General features: G+C 67.8%; 13 protein-coding genes and 1 pseudogene. 7 read left to right on the top strand and 7 right to left on the bottom strand.

From position 1 onward, the window contains the following. Nucleotides 1-54: 54 nt before the first annotated feature. From ACSUZJ_RS09530 to ACSUZJ_RS09520, 3 genes are read right to left on the bottom strand one after another with little or no spacing between them, the layout of a single operon-like run. Nucleotides 55-3,699, bottom strand: a complete 3,645-nt coding sequence (locus tag ACSUZJ_RS09530; protein ID WP_499415507.1) for an AMP-binding protein — start codon at nucleotides 3,697-3,699, stop codon at nucleotides 55-57. Beyond that, a complete protein-coding gene (locus tag ACSUZJ_RS09525; protein WP_499415505.1) occupies nucleotides 3,692-5,080 on the bottom strand; it encodes an aminotransferase class I/II-fold pyridoxal phosphate-dependent enzyme in 1,389 nt (462 codons plus the stop codon). The genes ACSUZJ_RS09530 and ACSUZJ_RS09525 overlap by 8 nt, the downstream gene beginning before the upstream one ends. A gap of 32 nt (nucleotides 5,081-5,112) precedes the next feature. Further along, nucleotides 5,113-7,704 (bottom strand): putative bifunctional diguanylate cyclase/phosphodiesterase, encoded by a 2,592-nt coding sequence (locus ACSUZJ_RS09520; protein WP_499415503.1) that lies wholly within the window; start codon nucleotides 7,702-7,704, stop codon nucleotides 5,113-5,115. A gap of 215 nt (nucleotides 7,705-7,919) precedes the next feature. Between ACSUZJ_RS09520 and ACSUZJ_RS09515 the strand changes: the two genes are divergently transcribed. Continuing rightward, a complete protein-coding gene (locus ACSUZJ_RS09515; protein WP_499415501.1) occupies nucleotides 7,920-10,829 on the top strand; it encodes a response regulator in 2,910 nt (969 codons plus the stop codon). On the opposite strand, the pseudogene ACSUZJ_RS09510 reads toward ACSUZJ_RS09515, so the two are convergent. Then, nucleotides 10,826-11,727: pseudogene (locus ACSUZJ_RS09510) on the bottom strand (LysR family transcriptional regulator). The gene ACSUZJ_RS09515 and the pseudogene ACSUZJ_RS09510 sit on opposite strands and share 4 nt — an antisense overlap. A gap of 86 nt (nucleotides 11,728-11,813) precedes the next feature. Here ACSUZJ_RS09510 and ACSUZJ_RS09505 point away from each other — a divergent pair. After that, nucleotides 11,814-12,251, top strand: coding sequence for a PACE efflux transporter (locus tag ACSUZJ_RS09505; protein WP_499415499.1), 438 nt, complete (start codon nucleotides 11,814-11,816; stop codon nucleotides 12,249-12,251). A gap of 13 nt (nucleotides 12,252-12,264) precedes the next feature. Here ACSUZJ_RS09505 and ACSUZJ_RS09500 read toward each other — a convergent pair whose 3' ends face one another. The 3 genes from ACSUZJ_RS09500 to apbC all read right to left on the bottom strand — a co-directional run bounded on the left by ACSUZJ_RS09500 (nucleotide 12,265) and on the right by apbC (nucleotide 15,520). Beyond that, nucleotides 12,265-13,311, bottom strand: a complete 1,047-nt coding sequence (locus ACSUZJ_RS09500; protein ID WP_499415497.1) for an SDR family oxidoreductase — start codon at nucleotides 13,309-13,311, stop codon at nucleotides 12,265-12,267. A gap of 63 nt (nucleotides 13,312-13,374) precedes the next feature. Beyond that, nucleotides 13,375-14,415, bottom strand: a complete 1,041-nt coding sequence (locus ACSUZJ_RS09495) for an RNA methyltransferase (RefSeq protein WP_499415495.1) — start codon at nucleotides 14,413-14,415, stop codon at nucleotides 13,375-13,377. 16 nt (nucleotides 14,416-14,431) lie between these two features. Continuing rightward, on the bottom strand, nucleotides 14,432-15,520 hold the full coding sequence (gene apbC, locus ACSUZJ_RS09490) for an iron-sulfur cluster carrier protein ApbC (protein ID WP_499415493.1): 1,089 nt from the start codon (nucleotides 15,518-15,520) through the stop codon (nucleotides 14,432-14,434). Nucleotides 15,521-15,667: 147 nt separating this feature from the next. Between apbC and metG the strand changes: the two genes are divergently transcribed. From metG to panC, 5 genes are all read left to right on the top strand, one after another. After that, entirely contained in the window at nucleotides 15,668-17,809 is a 2,142-nt protein-coding gene (metG, locus tag ACSUZJ_RS09485; RefSeq protein ID WP_499415491.1) for a methionine--tRNA ligase, read from the top strand. Nucleotides 17,810-18,044: 235 nt separating this feature from the next. Further along, the gene (locus ACSUZJ_RS09480; protein WP_499415489.1) at nucleotides 18,045-19,361 is read left to right on the top strand and encodes an enoyl ACP reductase FabMG family protein; all 1,317 of its coding nucleotides are present in this window, start codon (nucleotides 18,045-18,047) and stop codon (nucleotides 19,359-19,361) included. A 72-nt stretch (nucleotides 19,362-19,433) separates the two neighbouring features. Further along, nucleotides 19,434-19,634, top strand: coding sequence for a DUF3460 family protein (locus ACSUZJ_RS09475; RefSeq protein ID WP_499415488.1), 201 nt, complete (start codon nucleotides 19,434-19,436; stop codon nucleotides 19,632-19,634). Nucleotides 19,635-19,652: 18 nt separating this feature from the next. Beyond that, the gene (locus ACSUZJ_RS09470) at nucleotides 19,653-20,522 is read left to right on the top strand and encodes a segregation and condensation protein A (protein ID WP_499415486.1); all 870 of its coding nucleotides are present in this window, start codon (nucleotides 19,653-19,655) and stop codon (nucleotides 20,520-20,522) included. Nucleotides 20,523-20,551: 29 nt separating this feature from the next. Next, nucleotides 20,552-21,391, top strand: coding sequence for a pantoate--beta-alanine ligase (gene panC, locus ACSUZJ_RS09465; protein WP_499415484.1), 840 nt, complete (start codon nucleotides 20,552-20,554; stop codon nucleotides 21,389-21,391). The last annotated feature ends 335 nt before the right edge of the window (nucleotides 21,392-21,726 follow it).

Raw genomic sequence — 21,726 nt, 5'->3', positions numbered from 1 at the left:
GCGAGTGCGCCACCCCGGCAGCCGCCGCTGCGGCTGCGGAGCGCGTGCGCGCGATCAGGCTTCCCCGGCTGCCGGGACAGTTCCCGGCCCCACCCGCCGGGCGTCACGCTGCGAGTCGCGCTGCGAGTCTATGTAGGCCGCCAGTTCGCGTACCGTCGGGTAGTCGTAGAGCAGTTCGGCGCCGATGCGCACGCCGCTTGCAGCCTCCAGCTCGAGCGCCAGAGGGACGGCAGCCAGCGAATCGATGCCCAGGTCGCCGAACGGCGTGTCGATCCCGACCAGGAGCGAGGGCAGGCAACGCAGCGCCCCGGCCAGCTGCTGCGGCTGGTCCATGTCCTGCGGTTCGTTCGCCCCCACGCGCAGCCACTTGAGCACGCAGGTGCGCACCAGCTCGACCGAGGCGGAAGCCGGAGCCACCGGGGGCGGATCGGGAAGCGCCGGGCGTCCAGGCGGCGCCGGCGCGCGCGCGGCTTGCGGCCCCTCCCGGCGCAGCAGCGGATCGAGCCGGTGTTCTTCGCCCGCCAGGGCCTGCTCGACGTCGCCGATCGCGAGCGCATAGCCGCCCACGCGCGCCGCCAGCGCCGCGCCGGATGGGCAGGCCTGCACGGCGGCCTGCTCGGCGCCGATCGACCGCCGCAGCGCCTCCAGCCTGCGTGCAGCCCAGCCGGCCGCCTCGCCGCGCGCGGCGGCGGCCAGCAGCGTCCATGCGGCGAATTCGCCGTTGCGCCAGTCCTGCCACTGGCCGGCGCCGGCCGCGGGCAGGCGCGCCAGTCCAGCGCCGAGGGCCGGGGCGCCGAACAGCTCGGCGATGCAGCGCGCGAACGCATTGCCGGGCGTGCGCACCAGTGCGCCCAGGTGGGCATACAGGGTCTCGCTCGGACCTTCGAGAATGCGCAGCACGCGCGCATCGCGCAACAGGCGCGGCGCCACGTTGTTCTCCAGGTAACCGCGCCCGCCCAGCATCTGCATCAGGCCGTCGGCCGCTTCCCACAGCAGTTCCGACAGCACGCACTTACAGGCGCTGCAGGCATCCTGCAGCAATTCGACGCCGTCGTCGTCGGCGCGCGCCAGGCGCTCCACCAACGCCTCGGCCGCCTCGATCGCGCACGTCAGTTCGTGCAGGCGCAGCGCGCTGACGGCATTGTCCAGCAGGCGTCCGCCCGCGATGTCGCGGCGCTGGGCATAGCGCGCCATCAGCTGGGCGCAGCGCTGCATGGCGCCGACGCACAAGGCGCCGATACCCAGGCGCGCAAAGGCCATCGCGTCCTGCGCCACCTCCATGCCGGCGCCGGGCACGCCCAGCACCTGGGCGTCGGCCACGAACACTTCGTCGAAGCGCACCGCGTTCTGCACCATCGCGCGCATGCCCATGGTCAGCGCTTCCGGGCCCTGGATCAGCCCCGGGGCGTCTTCCGGCACCAGCAGCGCGACCGTGCCGAGCGCCCTGCCCGCGCCATCGAAGGCGCGCGCGAATACGCTCAGGACGCCCGACCAGGAGGCCAGGCCGATCAGGTGCTTCTCGCCGCTGAGGCGCCAGCCGCCGTCGACGCGCACGGCACGGGTGCCGATCGCGCGCGGGTTCGATCCCGCCTGCGGCTCGCTCAGGGCGAACGCGGCCAGCTGGCGGCCGGTGGACAACACCGGTCCCCACTGCGCACGCAGCGCGGGTGAACCGAAGCGCAGCAGCGGGCGCAGGCCGAGACCATTGTGCACGCCCACCACCGTGGCCAGGGTCAGGTCGAGCGCCGCCAGCTGCGCCATCACGCGCACCAGGTCGACCGTGGCCAGCGCCTGGCCGCCCAGCGCGCGCGGCGCCTGCAGGCCGAACAGGCCATGGTTGCCGAGGTCGAGCACCAGGTGCGGGGCCATCGCGCGCCGTTCGTCATCGAGCGCAGAGTTGATGCGCCGCGCGCCGTACTGGCGCAGCCAGCCGATCAGGGTGTCGGCGCGCGCCCTTCCCGCCGCCAGGCCGGCGCGCGGGCGGGGACGCAGCAGTTGCAGGGCGCCCGCCGCCAGCAGGGCCTTGCAGCGGGCGCGCTGGACCTTGCCGCTGGTGGTGCGCGGGAAGGCGCCCGGCGCCGCGAACAGCAGGGTATGCAGCGGCACCCCGACGCCTGCCGCCACGGCGCTGCGGATACGCCGCCCCAGTTCCTCGATGTCGCCGCTGCGTGCAAGAAGCCGGTCGGCCTCGACCACCACGGCCAGGCGCTCGCCGTCGGCGCCCTCGATACCGAAGGCGGCGCAGCTGTTCGGCGCGAGCGTGCCGGCCGCGCGTTCGACCAGCTCTTCCACGTCCTGCGCGTACAGGTTGCGGCCATGCAGGATGATGACGTCCTTGCGGCGTCCCGTAATGAAGAGTTCCCCCTCGTGCAGGAAGCCGAGGTCGCCGCTGCGCAGGAAAGGCGCCGACCCACCCGTGCCGCCCGCCACCTGCGCACCGAACACCTGGGCGCTCTCCTGGGCCCGGCCGTGGTAGCCGCGCGACACGGCCGGGCCGGCGATCCAGATCTCTCCCACGCGGCCGGCGCCGAGATGTTCGCCGCTCTCCGGATCGGTGACCGCGACCTTCACGCCGGAAGCGAGCGGTCCGCAGCTGACGATGGCCCGCGCCGTAGCGTCGCCCGGCGCCGCCATGCGCACCTGCTGCCGTTCGAGCGCCTCCGCGTCCAGCGTCAGGATGCGCGGGCCGCGCCCGAACGGTCCGCCGGCCACCAGCAGGGTCGCCTCGGCCATGCCGTAGCAGGGGAACAGCGCGCTGCGGCGCAGGCCGCGGCCGCCGAAGGCGCGCATGAAGCGTTCCAGCGTGGCCGCGCGCACCGGTTCGGCGCCGTTGTAGAGCACCTCGAGACTGGACAGGTCGCAGCGCGCGGCCTGCTCGGCGCTCACCCGCCGCACGCACAGGTCCCAGGCGAAGTTCGGCGCCCCGCTGCAGGTGGCGCGGTAACGCGTGACCGCTTCCAGCCACAGCGCCGGGCGGCGCAGGAAGGCGCCGGGCGACATCAGCACCGAACGAAAGCCCAGCGCCAGCGGCGCGGCCACGCTGCCGATCAGCCCCATGTCGTGGAAGGGCGGCAGCCAGCTCACCATCACGGTGTCCGGGCCGAAGCCGAAGGCCTGCCCGATCGCCCCGATGTTGGCGACCATGTTCGCATGCGTGATCTCCACCCCTTTCGGCTGCGCCGTCGAGCCGGAAGTGTATTGCAGGAAGGCCAGCGCGGCGCCCGACGGCAGCGGCAGCGCCGGGCCGGCGGGCTGCGCCGGCCCGGGACCGCACAACAGCGGCAGGGAACAGTCGGCGCGCGCCAGCGCCGCGCGCGTGGACGTTTCGGCGTCGGGCGCCGCGAGCACGATGGCGGGCCTGGCGTCGGCCAGCAGCGCCGCCAGGCGCTCGCCGTCGCGGCGCCGGTGCGCGGGCGCGGCCGGTACCGCGACCAGGCGGGCGGCCAGGCAGGCGAGAAAAGCGGTCACGAAGTCCAGGCCCGCCGGATACAGCAGCAGCGCGCGCTCGCCGGGGCTGGCGCGTGCCGACAGTGTCGCCGCCAGGGCGGCCACGCGCGCCGCCAGCTGGGCGTACGAGACATCCAGCGCCGCGCCGTTCTCGTGCAGGAAAGTGTAGGCGATGCGTTCAGGCGTGCGCCGGGCGCGCTCCTGAAGGCTGTGCAGCAGGGTCGCTCCCCCGGGCTCCATTGCCTCAGCCACGGGAACGCTCCCCGCGCCAGGGTCCGCGCGCCGGCTCCACGCCGAGCGCCGCGCCGGCGCCATTCACCGCCGCGCCCACCAGCCGCGCGCCGTGCCGGAGCTGCTCGGGCCGATGCGCCGCCATCACCTGCAGGCGCAGGCGCGCCGCGCCCAGCGGCACCCCGGGGAACTCGACCGCGTTCACATGCACGTTGGCGCGCGCCAGGGTGCGCCCGGCCAGGCGCGCCACCGGCTCGCTGCCGATCCAGACCGGCACGATGGCCGAGGGTGCGCCAAGGCAGCGCATGCCGGTCTCGGCCAGGTGGGCGCGCAGGGCGAGCGCATTGCGCAGCAGGGCCGCGCGCAGCCCCTCGCCTTCGCTCGCGCTGACGATGCGCAGCGCTTCGAGCACGGTGGCCGCCTGCACCGGCGAGAGCGCGTTCGAGAACAGGTGCGGTCCCGCGAACAGCTGCAGCTGGCGCTTGACCGCGCGCGAGGCGCAGGCAACGAAGCCGCCGTTCGAGGCAAAGGTCTTCGAGAACGCGCCCATCACGATGTCGATCTTGCCCAGCATCCCTTGGGCCCCGATGCTGCCGGACCCGTTCGGCCCGAGCGCCCCGAGGTCGTGGGCGACGTCGACCAGCAAGGTGGCGCCGTATTCGCTGCACAGGTGCTGCATCAGCGGCAGGTCCGGGAGGTCGGCATCCATGCTGAACAGGCCTTCGGTGACGACCAGGATCCCGTTCTCGGTATCGCGCGCGCGGATCGCGGCGAGCAGCTCGCGCACGTGGCCGGTGTCGAGGTGGCGGTGCAGCGCGACGTTGCGCGTGACCGCCGCCGCGCCCTGGCGCAGCGAGGCATGCGCGAGCTGGTCGACCACGACGTAGTCGCGCTGGCCGACGAGCGCGGTGATGACGCCGAAAGCGGCGCCCCAGCCGGTCGGAAACAGGGTCACGTGGCCGGCGTGCAGCAAGCCGCCGAGCGCTTCTTCGAGCGCCAGCGACAGGCGGCTGTTTCCCATCAGGACAGCCGAGCCGGCGCTGTGCGGGCCGCAGTCGGCCAGCGCGCGCAGCGCCGCCTCCCGGACCGCGGGGTGGGAGGCGAGCGACAGGTAATCCTGGGAGGCGAAGTTCACGCCCGGCGCCGTGTCCGGGCCTGCGCCTTCCGCTCCCTCGTCCCTTACCTGCGCCTCGGGCCCGGGCGCACCGTCGACCGCGCGCGCGTATTGCCAGACCCCGTGTCCGGCGCGCAGCGCGCACCAGGCATCGAGCGGCTCGGTGCGGCGGATCAGGTCGGGGCCGCGCGGCTGGGCGAATTGGGCGACATTGCCGCTCAGCGCGCCGCAACTGGCCAGTTCGGCGATATCGTCTGTCCGCGCGAAGTGAAGCGTTTCTTCGTGCACGATGTGCTCCTCGTTGGAAGGGAAAAGTGGATTCACGCCGGTACCGGCGCGCCGAGCTGCTCGACCTGGCGCGCCAGCAGCGCTGCCAGCTGTTCGGGGGGCAGCGGGCGGTGGAACAGGTAACCCTGGGCGACGTCGCAGCGCATGGCGCACAGGTCGGCCAGCTGTTCGCCGGTCTCGACGCACTCGGCGATGACTTTCAGGTCCAGGCTGTGCGCCATGGCGACGATTGCCTCGGCGATCGCATACGGACGGGTGCGCGCGTTCTGGCCGAGGCGGCGTACGAACAGTCCGTCCATCTTGAGGATGTCGACCGGCAGCTCGGACAGGTAATTCAGGCTGGAGTAACCGGTGCCGAAGTCGTCGATCGACACCAGCACGCCGGCCGCGCGCAGCTCGCTCATGACGCGGCGGTTGCCCTCCAGGTCGTCGATCAGCACGCCTTCGGTGATCTCGAGTTCGAGGCAACCGTCGGGCAGCCCGGTCGTCTCGACGATCTCCAGCACGCGCCCGGCGATGCTTGGCGTACGTAACTGGCGCGCCGACAGGTTCACCGCCGTCTTCACGCCAACAAGCCCGGCGTCGCGCCAGGCGCGGTTCTGGGCGCAGGCGGTGCGCAGCACCCAGTCGCCGATCGGCACGATCATGCCGGTCTCCTCGGCCAGCGGGATGAAGCGACCCGGATCGATGCGCCCGTAGACCGGATGCTGCCAGCGCAGCAGCGCTTCGACGCCGACGATGCGGCGCGTCGCCAGGTCGAGCTGCGGCTGGTATTCGAGGAACAGCTGGCCGCGCGCGAGGGCTTCGCGCAGCCCATTCTTCAGCGTCAGCCGCTCGCTTTGCGGCGCGCTGGCCGCGCTCGAATACAACTGCACGCTGTTCTCGCCCCAGGCGCGCGCGCTGCGCATGGCGATGTCGGCGCGCTTGAGCAGGGCATCGAGGTCGCAGTCCTCGGCCGGGTACAGCGCGACGCCGACCGACAGCGTGATGAAGCACTCGCGGCCGGCGGCCGCCAGCGGCAGGCCGAAGCGGTCGAGGATTTTCTCGGCCACCTGCCGGGCGTCGGCTTCGCTGCCCAGGTCTTCCAGCAGCGCCACGAACTCGTCGCCGCTCCAGCGCGCCACGGTGTCACAGTCGCGCAGGCAGCCGCGCAGGATGCCGCCGGCCTGTACCAGCAGCGCGTCGCCGGCCTCGAAGCCGAGGGCATCGTTGACTTCCTTGAACTTGTTGATATTCAGGAGCAGCAACGCGACCAGGCGCCGGTTGCGGTCGGCGCGGTCCATCGCGTGGCGCAGGCGGTCGCGCAGCAGGCGCCGGTTGAGCAGGCCGGTGAGCTGGTCGCAGTGTGCGCCGTCGAGCAGTCGGCCGACGCTGGCGCCCAGGTCTCGCGTCGAAACGGTCCAACCCGCGATGTCACCCGGGATATCACCCGCCGCGTCGCCCGGCGCGCCATTGTGTAGCGTCACCGCAACCAGGGCATCGTTCTGCCCGTGGCAGACCACCCGGTTGCGCCCGCTCGACTTGGCCAGGTACAGCGCCTCGTCGGCCCGGGCGATCGCGCCGCCGATGCTTTCGCCGATCCTGTACTCGGCCACCCCGACCGAAACGGTCAGCGCGATCTCGCTGGGCCCGTCCATGCAGCGCAGCTTCTCGACGGCGGCGCGCACGCGCTCGGCCAGCACCAGGGCGTCGACGGCCGGCGTCTCCGGCAGCATCAGGAGGAATTCCTCGCCGCCGTAGCGCCCGAAACAGTCGCTGCCGCGCACCTGCTCCTGCACTGTCTGGGCAAAGGCGCGCAGCACCGTGTCGCCGGCGCTGTGGCCGTAGGTGTCGTTGATGCGCTTGAAGAAGTCGATGTCGAGCAGGCAGAGGCAGAAAGCGCGGCCGTTGCGGTCGCTGCGCTCCTTCTCGCGCTCGATCAGGCTGATCAGGTAACGGCGGTTGTGCACGCCCGTCAGTTCGTCGCGGATCGCCAGCTCGTTGATGGTGCCGAGGGCCTTTTCCAGCTTCACAAAGCCCTGGGTCTTGGTCAGCTCGAACAGCAGCGCGAAGGCCAGCACCACGACGAACAGGCCGAGGTGGCAGACCAGGTAGAGCAGCGCCATGTCGGTGACCGGATGGTTCGGCAGCGCATGGCCGCTCGCCGCCAGCGCATAGATGAAGCTCGCCGCGCCGCAGCTCATCGCCAGCCAGAACAACGCGCTCCAGATGCCGCCGAGGAAAGCCGCGACCAGGGGGCCGGTGATCAGCCAGCTGGCGGTGGGCGCGCTGATGCCGCCGAGGTTATAGCTGAGCCAGGTGAAATTGAAGAACAGCGCGCACAGGAACAGTTCGCGCGCGACGCCGATCCGGCCGCTGGCGCGCAGCAGCAGCGGCGAGGTGAGCATGAAGGCGCAGCACAGCAGGATTTCGGTGGCGGCCGCGCCAAAGCCCAACAGATAATAGGCCAGCGCATAGAAGGGCCCGGCGGTCGCGGCCAGCAGCGCCGCGTTGACGACGTTTTCGGCGCGCGTCAGCGTCGCCGCCTGCTGCTGCAGGGCGGCGGGAATGAACCAGTGTGTCGCGGCCAGGTAGCGGCCGCTCCATCGCGCGCAGGTGCTGTTCATGGAGGCGAAAAGCGGCACGCGGCCGCCTTGGCGAGTGAGTCCAGCAGGCAGTGTAAGCAGGAAATTTCCTACTAGACTTATTCTGGCGCAGACAGAGCACGCTTTTGGCGGGCCGCGACGCAACGCCGTTTTCGCACCGTAACCAGGTTTTTATTCTTATAATTTTTCTTCAGAACACCAAAATTGGCTGGATTATCATAAAATCCGGCTTCTTCAACTTGCGGAAATTCGCGATGTCCACGGCCTCGCCCTTGCTGTCCACGCTGGAAGCCAACCTTACCTCGACGCTGGTTGCGAAGATCCGCGACTTTGCCATCTTCATGCTCTCGCCCGACGGGCGTGTCGCCACCTGGAACGCCGGCGCCGAGCGCGCCAAGGGCTACACGGCCGAGGACATCATCGGCCATTCCTTCGAGTGCTTCTACACCGAGGAAGACCGGGCGGCCGGCGTGCCGCGCCAGGCCCTGGCGACCGCGCAGGCCGAAGGGATTTTCGAAACCACGGGCTGGCGCGTGCGCAAGGACGGCTCGCGCTTCTGGGCCCACGTCGTCATCGATCCGCTCTACGACGACGACGGCGTCCTGGTCGGATTCGGCAAGGTCACGCGCGACGTCACCCGGACGCGCGAAGCACGCGAACGCGAAATGCGCGCCCAGGACGCCCTGCTGCAGGCGCGCACCGAGCAGAGCCGCCACCTGCTGCGCCTGGTCGAGCAGGCGCCGGGCTTCGTCTGCTTCTTCCGCGGCCCCAGCCACGTCTATGAACTGCAGAACGAATCGCACCACCGCCTCGCCGGCTACCGCGACATCATCGGCAAGCCCGTGCGCGAGGCCCTGCCCGAGCTGGAAGGCCAGGGCTTTTTCGAGCTGCTCGACGGTGTCTACGCATCCGGCAAGCCGCACGTCGGCCGCGGCATGCCGCTTGCCGTGCGCACCAAGGACGGCCAACTGGTCGACAGCTACATCGACTTCGTCTACCAGCCCATCCTCGACGAGAACGGCAGCGTGCTCGGCATCTTCTCGCAAGGGAGCGACGTCACCGAGCAGGTCATCAACGCCCGCTTCCTGGCGGAGAAGCAGGCCGAACTCGAGCAGACCATCGTTGCGCGCACCGAAGCCCTCGAGGATGCGCGCCGGGCGCTGGCGCTGGCCAGCGAACTCCAGCTGAGCAATACCTTCTTCCAGAGCCTGTTCGAACAGGCGCCCGGCTTCATCTGCGTGCTCAAGGGTCCGGGCCACGTCTTCGAACTGGCCAACAATGCCTACCGCAACCTGACCGGCAACCGCGACCTGATCGGCAAGAGCGTGCGCGAAGCGCTGCCCGAGGTCGACGGCCAGGGCTTCTTCGAGCTGCTGGACAAGGTCTACCAGTCCGGCACGCCGGTGGTCGGGCAAAGCGTCCAGCTCGAACTGCAGGAGGGCCATGGCAGGATCGTGACCCGCTTCATCGACTTCGTCTACCAGCCCATCGTGAATGCGCAGGGGGAAGCGGTCGGCATCTTCGTGCAGGGCACCGACGTCACCAAGCAGAAGCGGGCCCAGGACGAAGTGGAGAAGTACCAGAAGAGCCTGGAAAGCCTGGTCGAGGAACGCACCGCCGAACTGCAATCGACGCAGGCCGCGCTGCAGCACTCCCAGAAGCTCGAGGCGATCGGCAAGCTGACCGGCGGCGTGGCCCACGACTTCAACAACATCCTCCAGGTCATCGGCGGTAACCTGCAACTGCTGCGCGACGGCGCCGTGCGCGACCAGCAGGCGCTGCGCCAGCTCGACACGGCGCTCGGCGCGGTCGAACGCGGCGCGAAGCTCGCCTCGCAGCTGCTCGCCTTCGCCCGCCGCCAGCCGCTGCAGCCGGTCGTCGTCAATCCGGCCCGCATCGTCCAGCAGATGGACGAGCTGCTGCGCCGGGCGCTGGGCGAGACCATCGCCGTGGAGACCATCCGCAGCGGCGGCCTGTGGAACACCTGCGTCGACCCCTACCAGCTCGAGAACGTCATGCTGAACCTGGCGATCAATGCGCGCGATGCGATGCCCAGCGGCGGCAAGCTGACGATCGAACTGGGCAACGCCATGCTCGACGACGAGTACGTGGCCTCGCACCATGAGCTCACCCCGGGGCAGTACGTCCTGATCGCGGTCTCGGACAACGGCTGCGGCATGAGCCGCGAGGTGCTCGAGCGCGCCTGCGAGCCCTTCTTCACGACCAAGCCGGAAGGCCGCGGCACGGGCCTCGGCCTGTCGATGGCCTACGGTTTCGTCAAGCAGACCGGCGGCCACTTCAAGATCTACAGCGAACCCGGCCACGGCACGACCATCAAGATGTATTTCCCGCGCTCCTGGAAGGCCGAGGTGAGCGAGCCGATCGTGAAGAGCGGACCGGCCACTGGCGGCAACGAGTCCATCCTCGTGGTCGAGGACGATCCGGCGGTCCAGGCGACGGTCGTGGAAATGCTGCGCAGCCTCGGCTACAAGGTCGTGAAGGCGGACAATGCCGCGGCCGCGCTGGCCATCCTCAACAGCGGCATGCCGGTCGACCTACTGTTCACCGACGTCGTCATGCCAGGCGAAATGCGCAGCCCCGAACTGGCGCGCCAGGCGCGCCAGATCAATCCGGACATCGAGGTGCTGTTCACCTCGGGCTACACGCAGAACGCCATCGTCCATGGCGGCAAGCTGGACGCCGGCGTGCAGCTGCTGTCCAAGCCCTACGGGCGCGACCAGCTGGCGCGCAAGGTGCGCCAGATGCTGGCCAAGTCCTCAGCCACGGCGTCCGCCAGCGCGCCGGCCGACCCGCTCGAACAGGTCGAAGCGACCCGGCGCGTGCTGTTCGTCGAAGACGATCCCGACCTGCTCGCCATGAGCTGCTCGGTCCTCGAGATGCTGAACCAGCGCGTCGACGGCGCCGCCAGCCCGGCCGAGGCCCTGGCCATGCTGGAATCGAATCATTACGATGTCCTGATCACCGACTACGAACTGCCGGGCATGAACGGTGTCGAGCTCGCCCGTCGGGCCAGGGCCGGCCGGCCTCACCTGAAGCTCGTGGTCGCCACCGGATACGGGCGCGTGGACGGCGCGGCCGAGATCGGCGCAATCACCCTGCCCAAGCCCTTCTCGCCGGCCGACCTGAAGCGCATTCTGGATTAGGCGCCGGAACCGGCAGGCCAGGCCTGCCGGATCAGTTCAATATAGCGGCGGGCGCCCAGCCCCAGGGGCCGCTCGCGCGACCAGACGATGTCGACCAGCAGGCGCACCTCGTTGCTGGCATTCTGGAAGCCGATCTCGACCAGGGCGCCGGCCGCGATCAGCGGCTGCACCAGCGTCCGGGGCAGCAGCGCCCAGCCCAGGCCGGCCTGCACCAGGCCCAGGGTCGCCAGCTGGCTGTCGGTGCGCCAGACCTGGCGCGCCAGGATGAAGCGCGAGTCGGCACGCTCGCTGTGGCGGCCGGTCATGGCGATCTGGCGCAGCTCGACCACGTCCTCCAGGCGCAATTCATGGGCGCCCTTCCCCGGCGGCAGCAGGCCCGGGGCCAGACCGCGATCATGGTGTCGCTGCCCACTTCCTCGAAACCCTCGCGTTCGTCCACGCGCTCGCGCTCGAAGATCAGGGCCAGGTCGGCGCGGCCTTCGTGCAGCAGCCCCAGGGCGTCGGTCTGCGGGGCCGAGATGATCTCCACTTCCAGCGAGGGAAACTCGCGCGCCAGCGCGACCAGCGGCGTCGCCCACAGGCCGGACAGCAACTGCGGCGCGACGACCAGCGTCAGGCGCCGCTCCAGCCCCCGGTGCAGGGCGAGCGCGTCGGCCTCCAGCTGGCGCAATTGACTGGCCAGGTGGCGTGCCCGCGGCTCGAGGGCGCGTGCGGCGTCGAGCGGCTTCGGCTCGCGGCTGGCGCGGTCGAACAGCGCCACGTCGAGTTCGGCCTCGAGCTGCGAGATCACCAGGCTGACGGCCGAAGGCACCCGGCCGAGCGCGCGGGCGGCGGCGGAAAACGAGCCGTGGTCGAGGACGGCGAGGAAGACCTTGATGTTTTCGCTGGTAAAAGCCATGAACTATGAGAAAAACTCAAAGGAGCCGACTTTATACATCAGCAATGTCTGCATAGACTAGCGCTCCCGTTGTTCAGGACTCATCTATGCAAGGTATTCAACGCAAAATCGTGTACGTCGCCCTTTACGAGACGATCGCCATCGCCAGCATCACCGCCGCCATGAGCTCGATGTCGGGCCAGGCCGCCGGGCATGCGGGCATACTGGCGGTGGCCTCCTCCGTCATCGCGATCACCTGGAACCTGATCTACAACACGCTGTTCGAGGCCTGGGAAGCACGCCAGGCGACACGCGGACGCAGCCTGGGCCGGCGCATTGCCCATGCCGTCGGCTTCCAGGGCGTCATGATGCTCATCGGGATTCCGCTGTATGCCTGGTGGCTCGCCGTGTCGCTGGCCCAGGCCTTCATGCTCAACATCGGCATGGTCGTGTTCTTCCTGGTCTACAGCTTCTGCTACAACTGGGCCTTCGACCTGGTGTTCGGGCTGCCTGCCTCGGCCCAGGCAGGGCCGGAAGCCGCCTGAACCCTGGCGCCCGTCAGGGCAACTGCTTCGCGGCGCGCAGCCGCTCTATCGCGCGCACGATCGTCGCTTCGGTCTCCACCGCCTCGGTGAAGCCGGCGCGGCGGATCTTGCCCATGTCCGAGACCATGTCGAACTCGGTATTGAAAACGAAGTCGCCGAACCACCAGCCAACCAGTTTTTCATAGGGCAGCGTGTTCAGGCCGTGCTGCTCGACCAGCCGGGCCCAGGCCTCGGCCTTGAGCGGCATCTGCTTCGCCAGCGAGAACGGCTGGGGCGGGCCGACTTCCATGTCGAAGGCCTCGGCCACGCGGCGCCAGACGCGCTCCCAGCGGAAAGGCTCGTTGACCAGGTTGAAGGCTTCGCCACTCGCCTTCGGGTCGAGCGCCGCCCACACGCTGGCGCGCGCCATCCAGTCGGCATCCGTGGTCTGGGCCAGCACGCCGGAATACACTTTGTGGGTGCCCGGGAAGCGCAGCGGCACCCCGGCGGCACGACTCAATGCGGCGAACACGCCCATCACCATCACGATGTTCATCGGGTTGCCGGCGATGTCGCCGACCACCACGTCGGGGCGCAGGATGGACCACTCGAAGTCGCCCCGGGCCGCGCGCTCGCGCAGCAGGTCTTCCTGCACATAATAAAAGTTCGGTGTCATGTGGCGCGGATCGTCCTCGTAGAACGGCGCCTGGGTGTGACCCAGGTGCACGCCGTAGACTTTGGCGCCCTGGTAGTGCACCACGCGCTGCAGCGGTGCGCCGACTGCCTTCAGGCCGTCGAGCAGGTTGCGCAGCATGCCACCGTTGATGCGCTCCTCGTCCAGCAGGTCGGCGCCGCCCTTGAGCGCCGCATAGAACACGTGGGTGGTGTCGCGCGCAGCCTGCAGCGCCTGCGCCGTGGCCCCGGCATCGAGCAGGTCGACCTTGATCGTTTCGACGCCCTCGACGAAGGTGCGCGGCAAGGCGCGCACCTGCCAGTCGGGACGCCCCTTGAGTTCGCGCACGACCGCGTTGCCGATGATGCCGCTGGCGCCGACGACGAGCGCACTGTACCTGGTGCTCATCCATGTCTCCCGAAAAATGATCAGGGCATGAATATAAACGCCGGGCGCGAAGCGCGCCGTCCGCTAGCTTGCCGGCGCTTCGGAAACGCTGCGCACCGGAATGGTCTTGCGCCCGACGCGCGCCCGCAACTGGCCGCAGCCGCCGTCGACGTCCTGCCCGGCCGAGTCGCGCAGCTTGGTCAGCACGCCGCGCGCGTGCAGATGGGCGGCGATCTCCCGCGCCCTGTCCCAGCTCGGACGGCGGAAAGCGAGGTCGGGGATGGTGTTATAGGGGATCATGTTGAGGATGGCGTACTTGCCCTTCAACAGGGCGACGATGCCGTCCAGCTCATCCTGGCTGTCGTTCACGCCTTCCAGCAGCGTCCACTGGTACTGGATCGGGTAGCCGGACAGGCGTGCGTAATATTCGCCGAATTCGACCAGCTCGGCGGGCGTGAGGCGCGGCGCCCGCGGCAGCAGCTCGGCGCGCAGATCGGCTTTCGTCGTATGCAGCGACAGCGCCAGCGCCGGCTTCACGCGGCCCAGCGGCAGGCGCCCAAAGGCGCGTGGGTCGCCCACGGTGGAAAACACCAGGTTCTTGTGCGGGATATTCGCCTCGACGCCGAGCAGCTCGATCGCTTCCAGCACGTTGTCGAGGTTGTGGGCCGGTTCGCCCATGCCCATGAAGACGACCTTCTTCACGGGCCGCATGCTGCGCGCCAGCACTACCTGGGCGACGATCTCGCCGCTGCTGACCTGCCGCAGCAGGCCCTCGCGTCCGGTCATGCAGAACCGGCAGCCGACCGCGCAGCCGACCTGGCTCGACACGCACACGCCGTCGCGCGGCAGCAGGACGGTCTCGACCGCCTGGCCGTCGGCCAGGCCCACCAGCAGGCGCGCCGAACCGTCTTCGGCCGGATGTTCGCTCAGCAGGCGCACGAGGCCCGCCAGCTCGGCATCGAGTGCCGGCAGGGCTGCGCGTACGGTCTTGGGAAGATAGTCGGCCGGCCGGCGCCGGCCGCGCTCGTGCGGCGCGCCCTGCACCCAGTCGCGCAGGATGCGCGCCTGGTGCTCGGGAAGCGCGCCGAGCGCCCGCAGGCGCTCGCGGATTGCGGCGATGCGCACTTAAGGAGAAAAGGACTTAGTCGTTCTTGACGACGATGCTCGGAAACTTGCTGCTCATGTCCTTCGCTTTTTCGGCGACCTTGATGGCGACCTTGCGCGCGATTTCCTTGTAGACGGTCGCAACCGGACCGTCCGGATCGGCAACCACCGTCGGGCGGCCCGAATCGGTCTGCTCGCGGATCGACATGGTCAGCGGCAGCGCGCCCAGGAACTCGACGCCGAAGTCCTTGCACATCTTCTCACCGCCGCCGTGGCCGAAGATTGCTTCGGTGTGGCCGCAGTTCGAGCAGATGTGGGTGCTCATGTTTTCCACGACGCCGATGATCGGGATGCCAACCTTCTCGAACATCTTGAGGCCCTTGCGCGCGTCCAGCAGGGCGATGTCCTGCGGGGTGGTGACGATCACGGCGCCCGTGACCGGCACTTTCTGCGACAGGGTCAGCTGGATGTCGCCGGTGCCCGGCGGCATGTCGACGATCAGGTAATCGAGGTCGCGCCAGTTGGTCTGCTCCAGCAGCTGCTGCAGCGCCTGGGTAACCATCGGGCCGCGCCAGACCATGGGCTCGTCCGGATCGATCATGAAGCCGATCGAGGACACCTGCACGCCGTGGTTCTCCAGCGGTTCCATGGACTTGCCGTCCAGGCTTTCCGGACGGGCGTTAATGCCCAGCATCATCGGCTGCGACGGGCCGTAGATGTCGGCGTCGAGCACGCCGACGCTGGCGCCCTCGCTTGCTAAGGCCAGGGCCAGGTTGACGGCCGTGGTCGACTTGCCGACGCCACCCTTGCCGGATGCGACGGCAATGATGTTCTTCACGTTCGGCATGACCTTCAGGCCGCGCTGCACGGCGTGCGACAGGATTTTCGTCTGGACGCTGACGCTGACGTTGCCGGCGCCCGGAATCGCCTTGACGCCGTTGACCACCAGCGTACGCAGGGCTGCGATCTGGCTCTTGGCCGGATAACCCAGTTCCAGGTCGAGCGCGACGTCGGCGCCATCGACCTGGATGTTCTTGATCGATCTGGAGGACACGAAGTCCTTGCCCGTATTAGGATCGATAACCTTTGACAATGCCGCTTTGACGTCGTCTGCTGTGATGCTCATGTAAATCTCCGGATGTGATTGCGCGCAGTGTAGCAAAAAACGGCCCATCGCTTCGGGTCGCGCCTGCAATTGCGGCAATACCCCCTGAGCGCTTAGGGCCATCCGCTGGTAAAATGTTTTCTTTTATCGTCCTGAGCGTTTCCGACCATGACCCGCAAGCTGTTCGTCACCACCGCCCTGCCCTACGCCAATGCCGCCTTCCATATCGGTCACATGATGGAGTACATCCAGGCCGACATCTGGGTCCGCTTCCAGCGAATGCAGCGCGACGGCGATGTCCAACGTCAGGTCCACTTCGTCTGCGCCGACGACACCCACGGCACCCCGATCATGATCGCCGCCGAGAAGGAAGGCATCACGCCGCAGGAATTCGTTGCCAAGATTGCAGCGGGCCGCGCCCAGTACCTGGACGGCTTCCATATCGGCTTCGACAACTGGTATTCGACCGATTCGCCGGAAAACGTCGAACTGTCGCAGGGCATCTACCGCAAGCTGCGCGACGCCGGCCTGATCGTCACCAAGACCGTGGACCGTTTCTTCGACCCGGTCAAGGGCATGTTCCTGGCCGACCGCAACATCAAGGGTGAGTGCCCGACCTGCCACGCCAAGGACCAGTACGGCGACAACTGCGAAGTCTGCGGCGCCGCCTACCAGCCGACCGAACTGATCAATCCGTTCTCGGTGTTCACCGGCTCGACCCCGATCCTGAAGCCTTCGGAACAATACTTCTTCAAGCTGTCCGACCCGCGCTGCTTCACCTTCCTGAAGGAATGGCTGAACACCCCTGGCCGCCTGCAGCCGGAAATGGTCAACAAGGTGTCCGAGTGGCTGGGCGAAGCCGGCGAAAAGCTGGCCGACTGGGATATCTCCCGTGACGCGCCTTATTTCGGCATTCCGATTCCCGATGCACCGGGCAAGTTCTTCTACGTCTGGCTGGACGCGCCGGTCGGCTACCTGGCGTCGCTGAAGAACTATTTCGAGAAGCAGGGCCTGGACTACGACGCCTTCCTGAAGGATCCGGACGCCGAGCAGGTCCACTTCATCGGCAAGGACATCGTCTCCTTCCACCTGCTGTTCTGGCCGGCGATGCTGAATTTCTCGGGCCACCCGATCATCGACAAGCTGAAGGTCGCCGTCCACGGCCACCTGACGGTCAACAACGAAAAGATGTCGAAGTCGCGCGGCACCGGCATTTCGCCGCTGCGCTACCTGGAACTGGGCATGAACCCGGAGTGGCTGCGCTACTACCTGGCCTTCAAGCTCAACGCCAAGGTCGAGGACCTGGACTTCAACGGCGACGACTTCGTGGCCCGCGTCAACAGCGACCTGATCGGCAAGTACGTCAACATCGCCAGCCGCTGCGCCGGCTTCATCGCCAAGAAATTCGACGGCAAGCTGGCCACCGACCTGTCGGCCGGCGCCCGCGAATGGATCGCGAAAGCCCTGACCGTGGATGGCGCCGAGCGCCAGGTCTCGATCGCCGCCGCCTTCGAGGCGCGCGAATACGGCCGCGCCCTGCGCGAAATCATGGAGATCGCCGACGTCACCAACCAGTACGTCGACGAGAACAAGCCCTGGCTGCTGGCCAAGGACGAGACGAAAGTCGCCGAGCTGCACGAAGTCTGCACCGTCGCCCTGATCCTGTTCCGCCAGCTGAGCATCATGCTCTCGCCGGTGCTGCCGCAGGTCGCCGCGCGCGTCTCGGAATTCCTGGGCGATGCGCAGTTCTCCTGGGCCGACACGCAAGGCGCGGCTGTCTACGACACCATGCTCGGCCGCACCATCGGCGCCTACAGCCACCTGATGCAGCGCGTCGACCTGAAGATGGTCGAGAACCTGTTCGACCGTCCGGCGCCGAACCCGGCCTCGGACGCGCAGCCGGAACCAGCGGCAGCCGCCGCAGTTGTTGAGGCAGCTCCGGCCGGCGGCGCTATCGAGGAACTGGCGCCGGAAATCTCGATCGACGATTTCAGCAAGATCGACCTGCGCGTGGCCAGGATCGTCAACTGCGAACACGTCGAAGGCGCGGGCAAACTGCTGCGCCTGACGCTGGACGTGGGCGAAGGCCGCCACCGCAACGTGTTCTCGGGCATCAAGTCGGCCTTCAAGCCGGAAGACCTGATCGGCAAGATGACGGTGATGGTTGCCAACCTGGCGCCGCGCAAGATGAAGTTCGGGGTTTCGGAAGGCATGGTGCTGTGTGCCTCCGCCGCCGACGAGAAGGCGAATCCGGGCCTGTACCTGCTCGATCCGATGCCGGGTGCGACCCCGGGCATGCGCATCCGCTGAATTTGCAAGCATGCGCCGGGACGCGCCGATCGCACGCCGGCCGGCGCGTCCCGTCTTAACAAGAACCGCCCCGCCGGCCCGCTTGCAGCGCGCCGCGCAGGGGCGCGAAATCCCCCTTGTTGCCCCGAAGGAAAGCCGTTCCCGGGGCACGTGGCGGCGTTATAATGCCGTGTTTTTCAAGAAACTTGCGCCCTCAGACGCCCCCTTCAAACTCTTTTGATAGGCAGATAATAAAATGACCGGATTGAATCCCCTCCGCCATATTCCACAAGCCAATGTGTTCCGCAAGGGCGACGTCTTCGTCCTTTTCGGCGAACTGTTCGGCCGCGGCTATGTGAATGGCCTGATCGATGAGGCGCGCAAGGCGGGCATGACCATCGTCGGCATTACCGTCGGCCGCCGCGACGAAACCGGTGCGCTGCGCGCCCTGACGACCGAAGAACACGCCGAGGCCGAAGAGAAACTGGGCGGGCGCATCGTCAACGTGCCGCTGATGGCCGGCTTCGACATGGACGCCCCGGCCGGCGAACAGAATCCGACCGAAATGCTCTCGGGGATTACCCTGAAGAGCTGGCAGGAAGACAAGCTGGACTGGGAAAAGATCGAGCGCTGCCGCGAAGCCGGCGTGCGCCGCTTCACCGAGTCGGCGACCCAGGTCATGGGCGAGATCGACAAGCTGATCCCGGAAGGCGCCAACGTCTTCTTCGCCCACACCATGGCCGGCGGCATTCCGAAGATCAAGGCCTTCCTGGCGATCGCCAACCGCATCTATAAAGGCCGCGGCGAGCGCTTCATGTCTTCGCGCGCCCTGCTCGACAGCGACCTGGGCAAGCTGATCCTGATGAACTTCGACGAAGTCACGGCCAACACGCTCAAGTACCTGATCGACGCATCAAGCAAGATCCGCGAGCGCGTAACCAAGGCTGGCGGCGAAGTGCGCTACACCGCCTACGGCTACCACGGCACCGAGATCCTCATCAAGGGCGAATACGTCTGGCAGACCTACACCAACTACACCCAGGGCTATGCCAAGATGCGCCTGGAAAGCATCGCCGAAGCCGCCTGGAACCAGGGCATCGCCGCGACTGTCTTCAACTGCCCGGAAATCCGCACCAATTCGTCGGACATCTTCGTCGGCGTCGAACTGTCGCTGTTCCCGCTGCTGACCGCCCTGAAGAAGGAAGGCGGCGGCGCCTGGGCCGACGAACAATGGCGCATCTGCCAGGAACTGCTGGGCGACGGCATCTCGCTGCAGTCCCTGCTCGACACCATCGAGAAGTACAACAACGACGCCACCAGCGCCCACTTCCGCAACTTCGAAGCCTGGCCGATGGACAACACGCCGGCCCTGGCCGACGTCATGATCGGCACCTCGGAAGAGATTACCGCCCTGCACAAGGACAAGAAGGCCCTGATCACCGATCACCTCTCGTCCCTGGTGCTGGAAGGCGCGGGCCCGCTGATGTTCCACGGCGCATCGGAACGCATCGCACCGGTCCTGTGGCTGAACCACGACATCATCGCCCGCCAGCTTAACGCGCTGCACCCGTAAACCTTGACGCCGGGACCGCCGGGCAGAACAATCTGCCTCGCCGTCCCGGCTTTCTTTTTATAGAGCAAGACAATGCCTAAATTTACCGGTTACGTTTCCGATCACACCAAGTTCATCGAAGAACTGAAGTCCAAGACCCCTGGCATGGAAGAGCGCCAGCAGGAAGGCCGCAACCTCCTCTGGGACAAGGCCCCGATCTCCCTGGACGAACAGGCGCGCATCAAGGAATCGCGCCTGCGCCAGCAAGCCTACCCTTACCAGAGCAAGGTCTAAGCTTAAGGTCACCCAGGCATGACGCCGCACGAGGCCGCGCCCGAGGCGCTGGCCGCCCCTGTGCAGGACCCGGCCGTACTGGAAGCCGCCGCGCTCGACGACGCGGCCGCTGCCGCCATTGCGCGGCTGTACGGCGAGCCCCTGCTGCGCATGCCCACCGACCTGTACATTCCGCCCGACGCGCTCGAGATCTTCCTCGATGCCTTCGAAGGCCCGCTCGACCTGCTGCTCTACCTGATCCGCAAGCAGAACTTCAACATCCTCGACATCCCGATGGCGCAGGTGACCCTGCAATACCTGGACTATGTCGAGCAGATCCGGCAAAGCAACCTGGAGCTGGCGGCCGAGTACCTGCTGATGGCGGCCATGCTCATCGAGATCAAGTCGCGCATGCTGCTCCCCAAAAGGCAGGACGACCTGGTCGAGGACGTCGGCGACCCGCGCGCGGAGCTGGTTCGCCGCCTGCTCGAGTACGAACAGATCAAGCTGGCCGCGATGAAGCTCGGCGCGATCCCGCAGGAGGGACGCGATTTCCACCGCCCTTCGCTGCCGGTCGAGCAGGGCCTGGCGCCGCTGCTGCCCCAGGTCGAGCCGCATGACCTGCAGCGCGCCTGGCTGGACGTGCTGCGCCGGGCGAAGCTGACCCAGCACCACCGCATCGGGCGCCAGGAACTGTCGGTACGCGAGCACATGTCGGCGATCCTGCGTACACTGCAATCGCAGCGCTTCGTCGAATTCGGCGAGCTCTTTGCGGGCAAGGCGTCGGTACCGATCGTGGTCGTGCACTTCGTCGCCCTGCTCGAGCTGGCCAAGGAAACCCTGGTCGAAATCACCCAGGCCGAACCGTTCGCGCCCATCTATGTGCGCCTGGCCTATTCACCGGCCTGACGGCGCTACACTTAACGCATCCAACCACCATGAAAATCATCTCCACCATTGACGAACTGCGCGACCAGCTGCGCGGCCAACTGCGCACCGCTTTCGTGCCGACGATGGGCAACCTGCATGAAGGCCACCTGTCGCTGATGCGCCTGGCGCGCAGGCACGGCGACCCGGTGGTCGCTTCCATCTTCGTCAACCGCCTGCAGTTCGGCCCGAACGAGGACTTCGACAAATACCCGCGCACCTTCCAGGCCGACGTCGAGAAGCTGGAAAAGGAAGGCGTCTACGTGCTGTTCGCGCCGACCGAGAAGGACCTGTATCCGGAACCGCAGGAATACCGCGTCCAGCCGCCCGACACCCTCGGCAATACGCTGGAAGGCGAGTTCCGCCCGGGCTTCTTCAACGGTGTGTGCACGGTGGTGACCAAGCTGTTTTCCTGCGTGCAGCCGCGCGTGGCCGTGTTCGGCAAAAAGGATTACCAGCAGCTGATGATCGTGCGTAACATGGCGCGCCAGTTTGCGCTGCCCACCGAAATCATCGGCGCCGAAACCTTCCGCGCCGAAGACGGCCTGGCCCTGTCCTCGCGCAACATGTACCTGTCGCCCGAAGAGCGCGCCGAAGCGCCGGCCCTCTACCAGGCGCTGAACTTCGTCGCCAATGAAATGCGCGCCGGCCACCTCGACATCTTCTCGCTCGAGCGCGAGGCGATGGCGCAGCTGGCGAACCGCGGCTGGAAGCCGGACTACATCTCGATCCGCAAGCGCATCGACCTGCAGCCGCCTTCGGCCGGCGACCTGGCGCAGGGCGAGCCGCTGGTGGTGCTGGCCGCCGCCAAGCTCGGCACCACGCGCCTGATCGACAACCTGGAAATCTGATCCGCCCGGTCGCGCGGCAAGGCTGTTGGTGGGACTGCACGTGGGGGAAAAGCTCAAGGGCGTGCGCCGGCGGCGCCCTTTCCGCAGCTTCCTGCTGGGCTGACAGGTGCAGATCGGCTGCAGCTTCGACCAGGTCGGGCTGCAATTGCACCAGCAGTTGCAGCGCTTGATCATCACGGGGAAGCAGCGCCAGTAGGCTTGATGGTTTTCCTGGGGTGGGCACTCATGCCCACGCGGTCTCATGGCCTGGATTGACGCGGCTTTCTCGGCGGCCGCAATGCCAACGCTCCGTTCTCTTGCAAACGTGGCCATGCGCCGCCGTCGCACCGCATGGA

Origin of the sequence: Telluria sp. B2 (assembly GCF_051789535.1) — a bacterium.
Taxonomy (GTDB): domain Bacteria; phylum Pseudomonadota; class Gammaproteobacteria; order Burkholderiales; family Burkholderiaceae_D; genus Telluria.
This window is presented reverse-complemented; position numbering and strand designations above follow the sequence as displayed.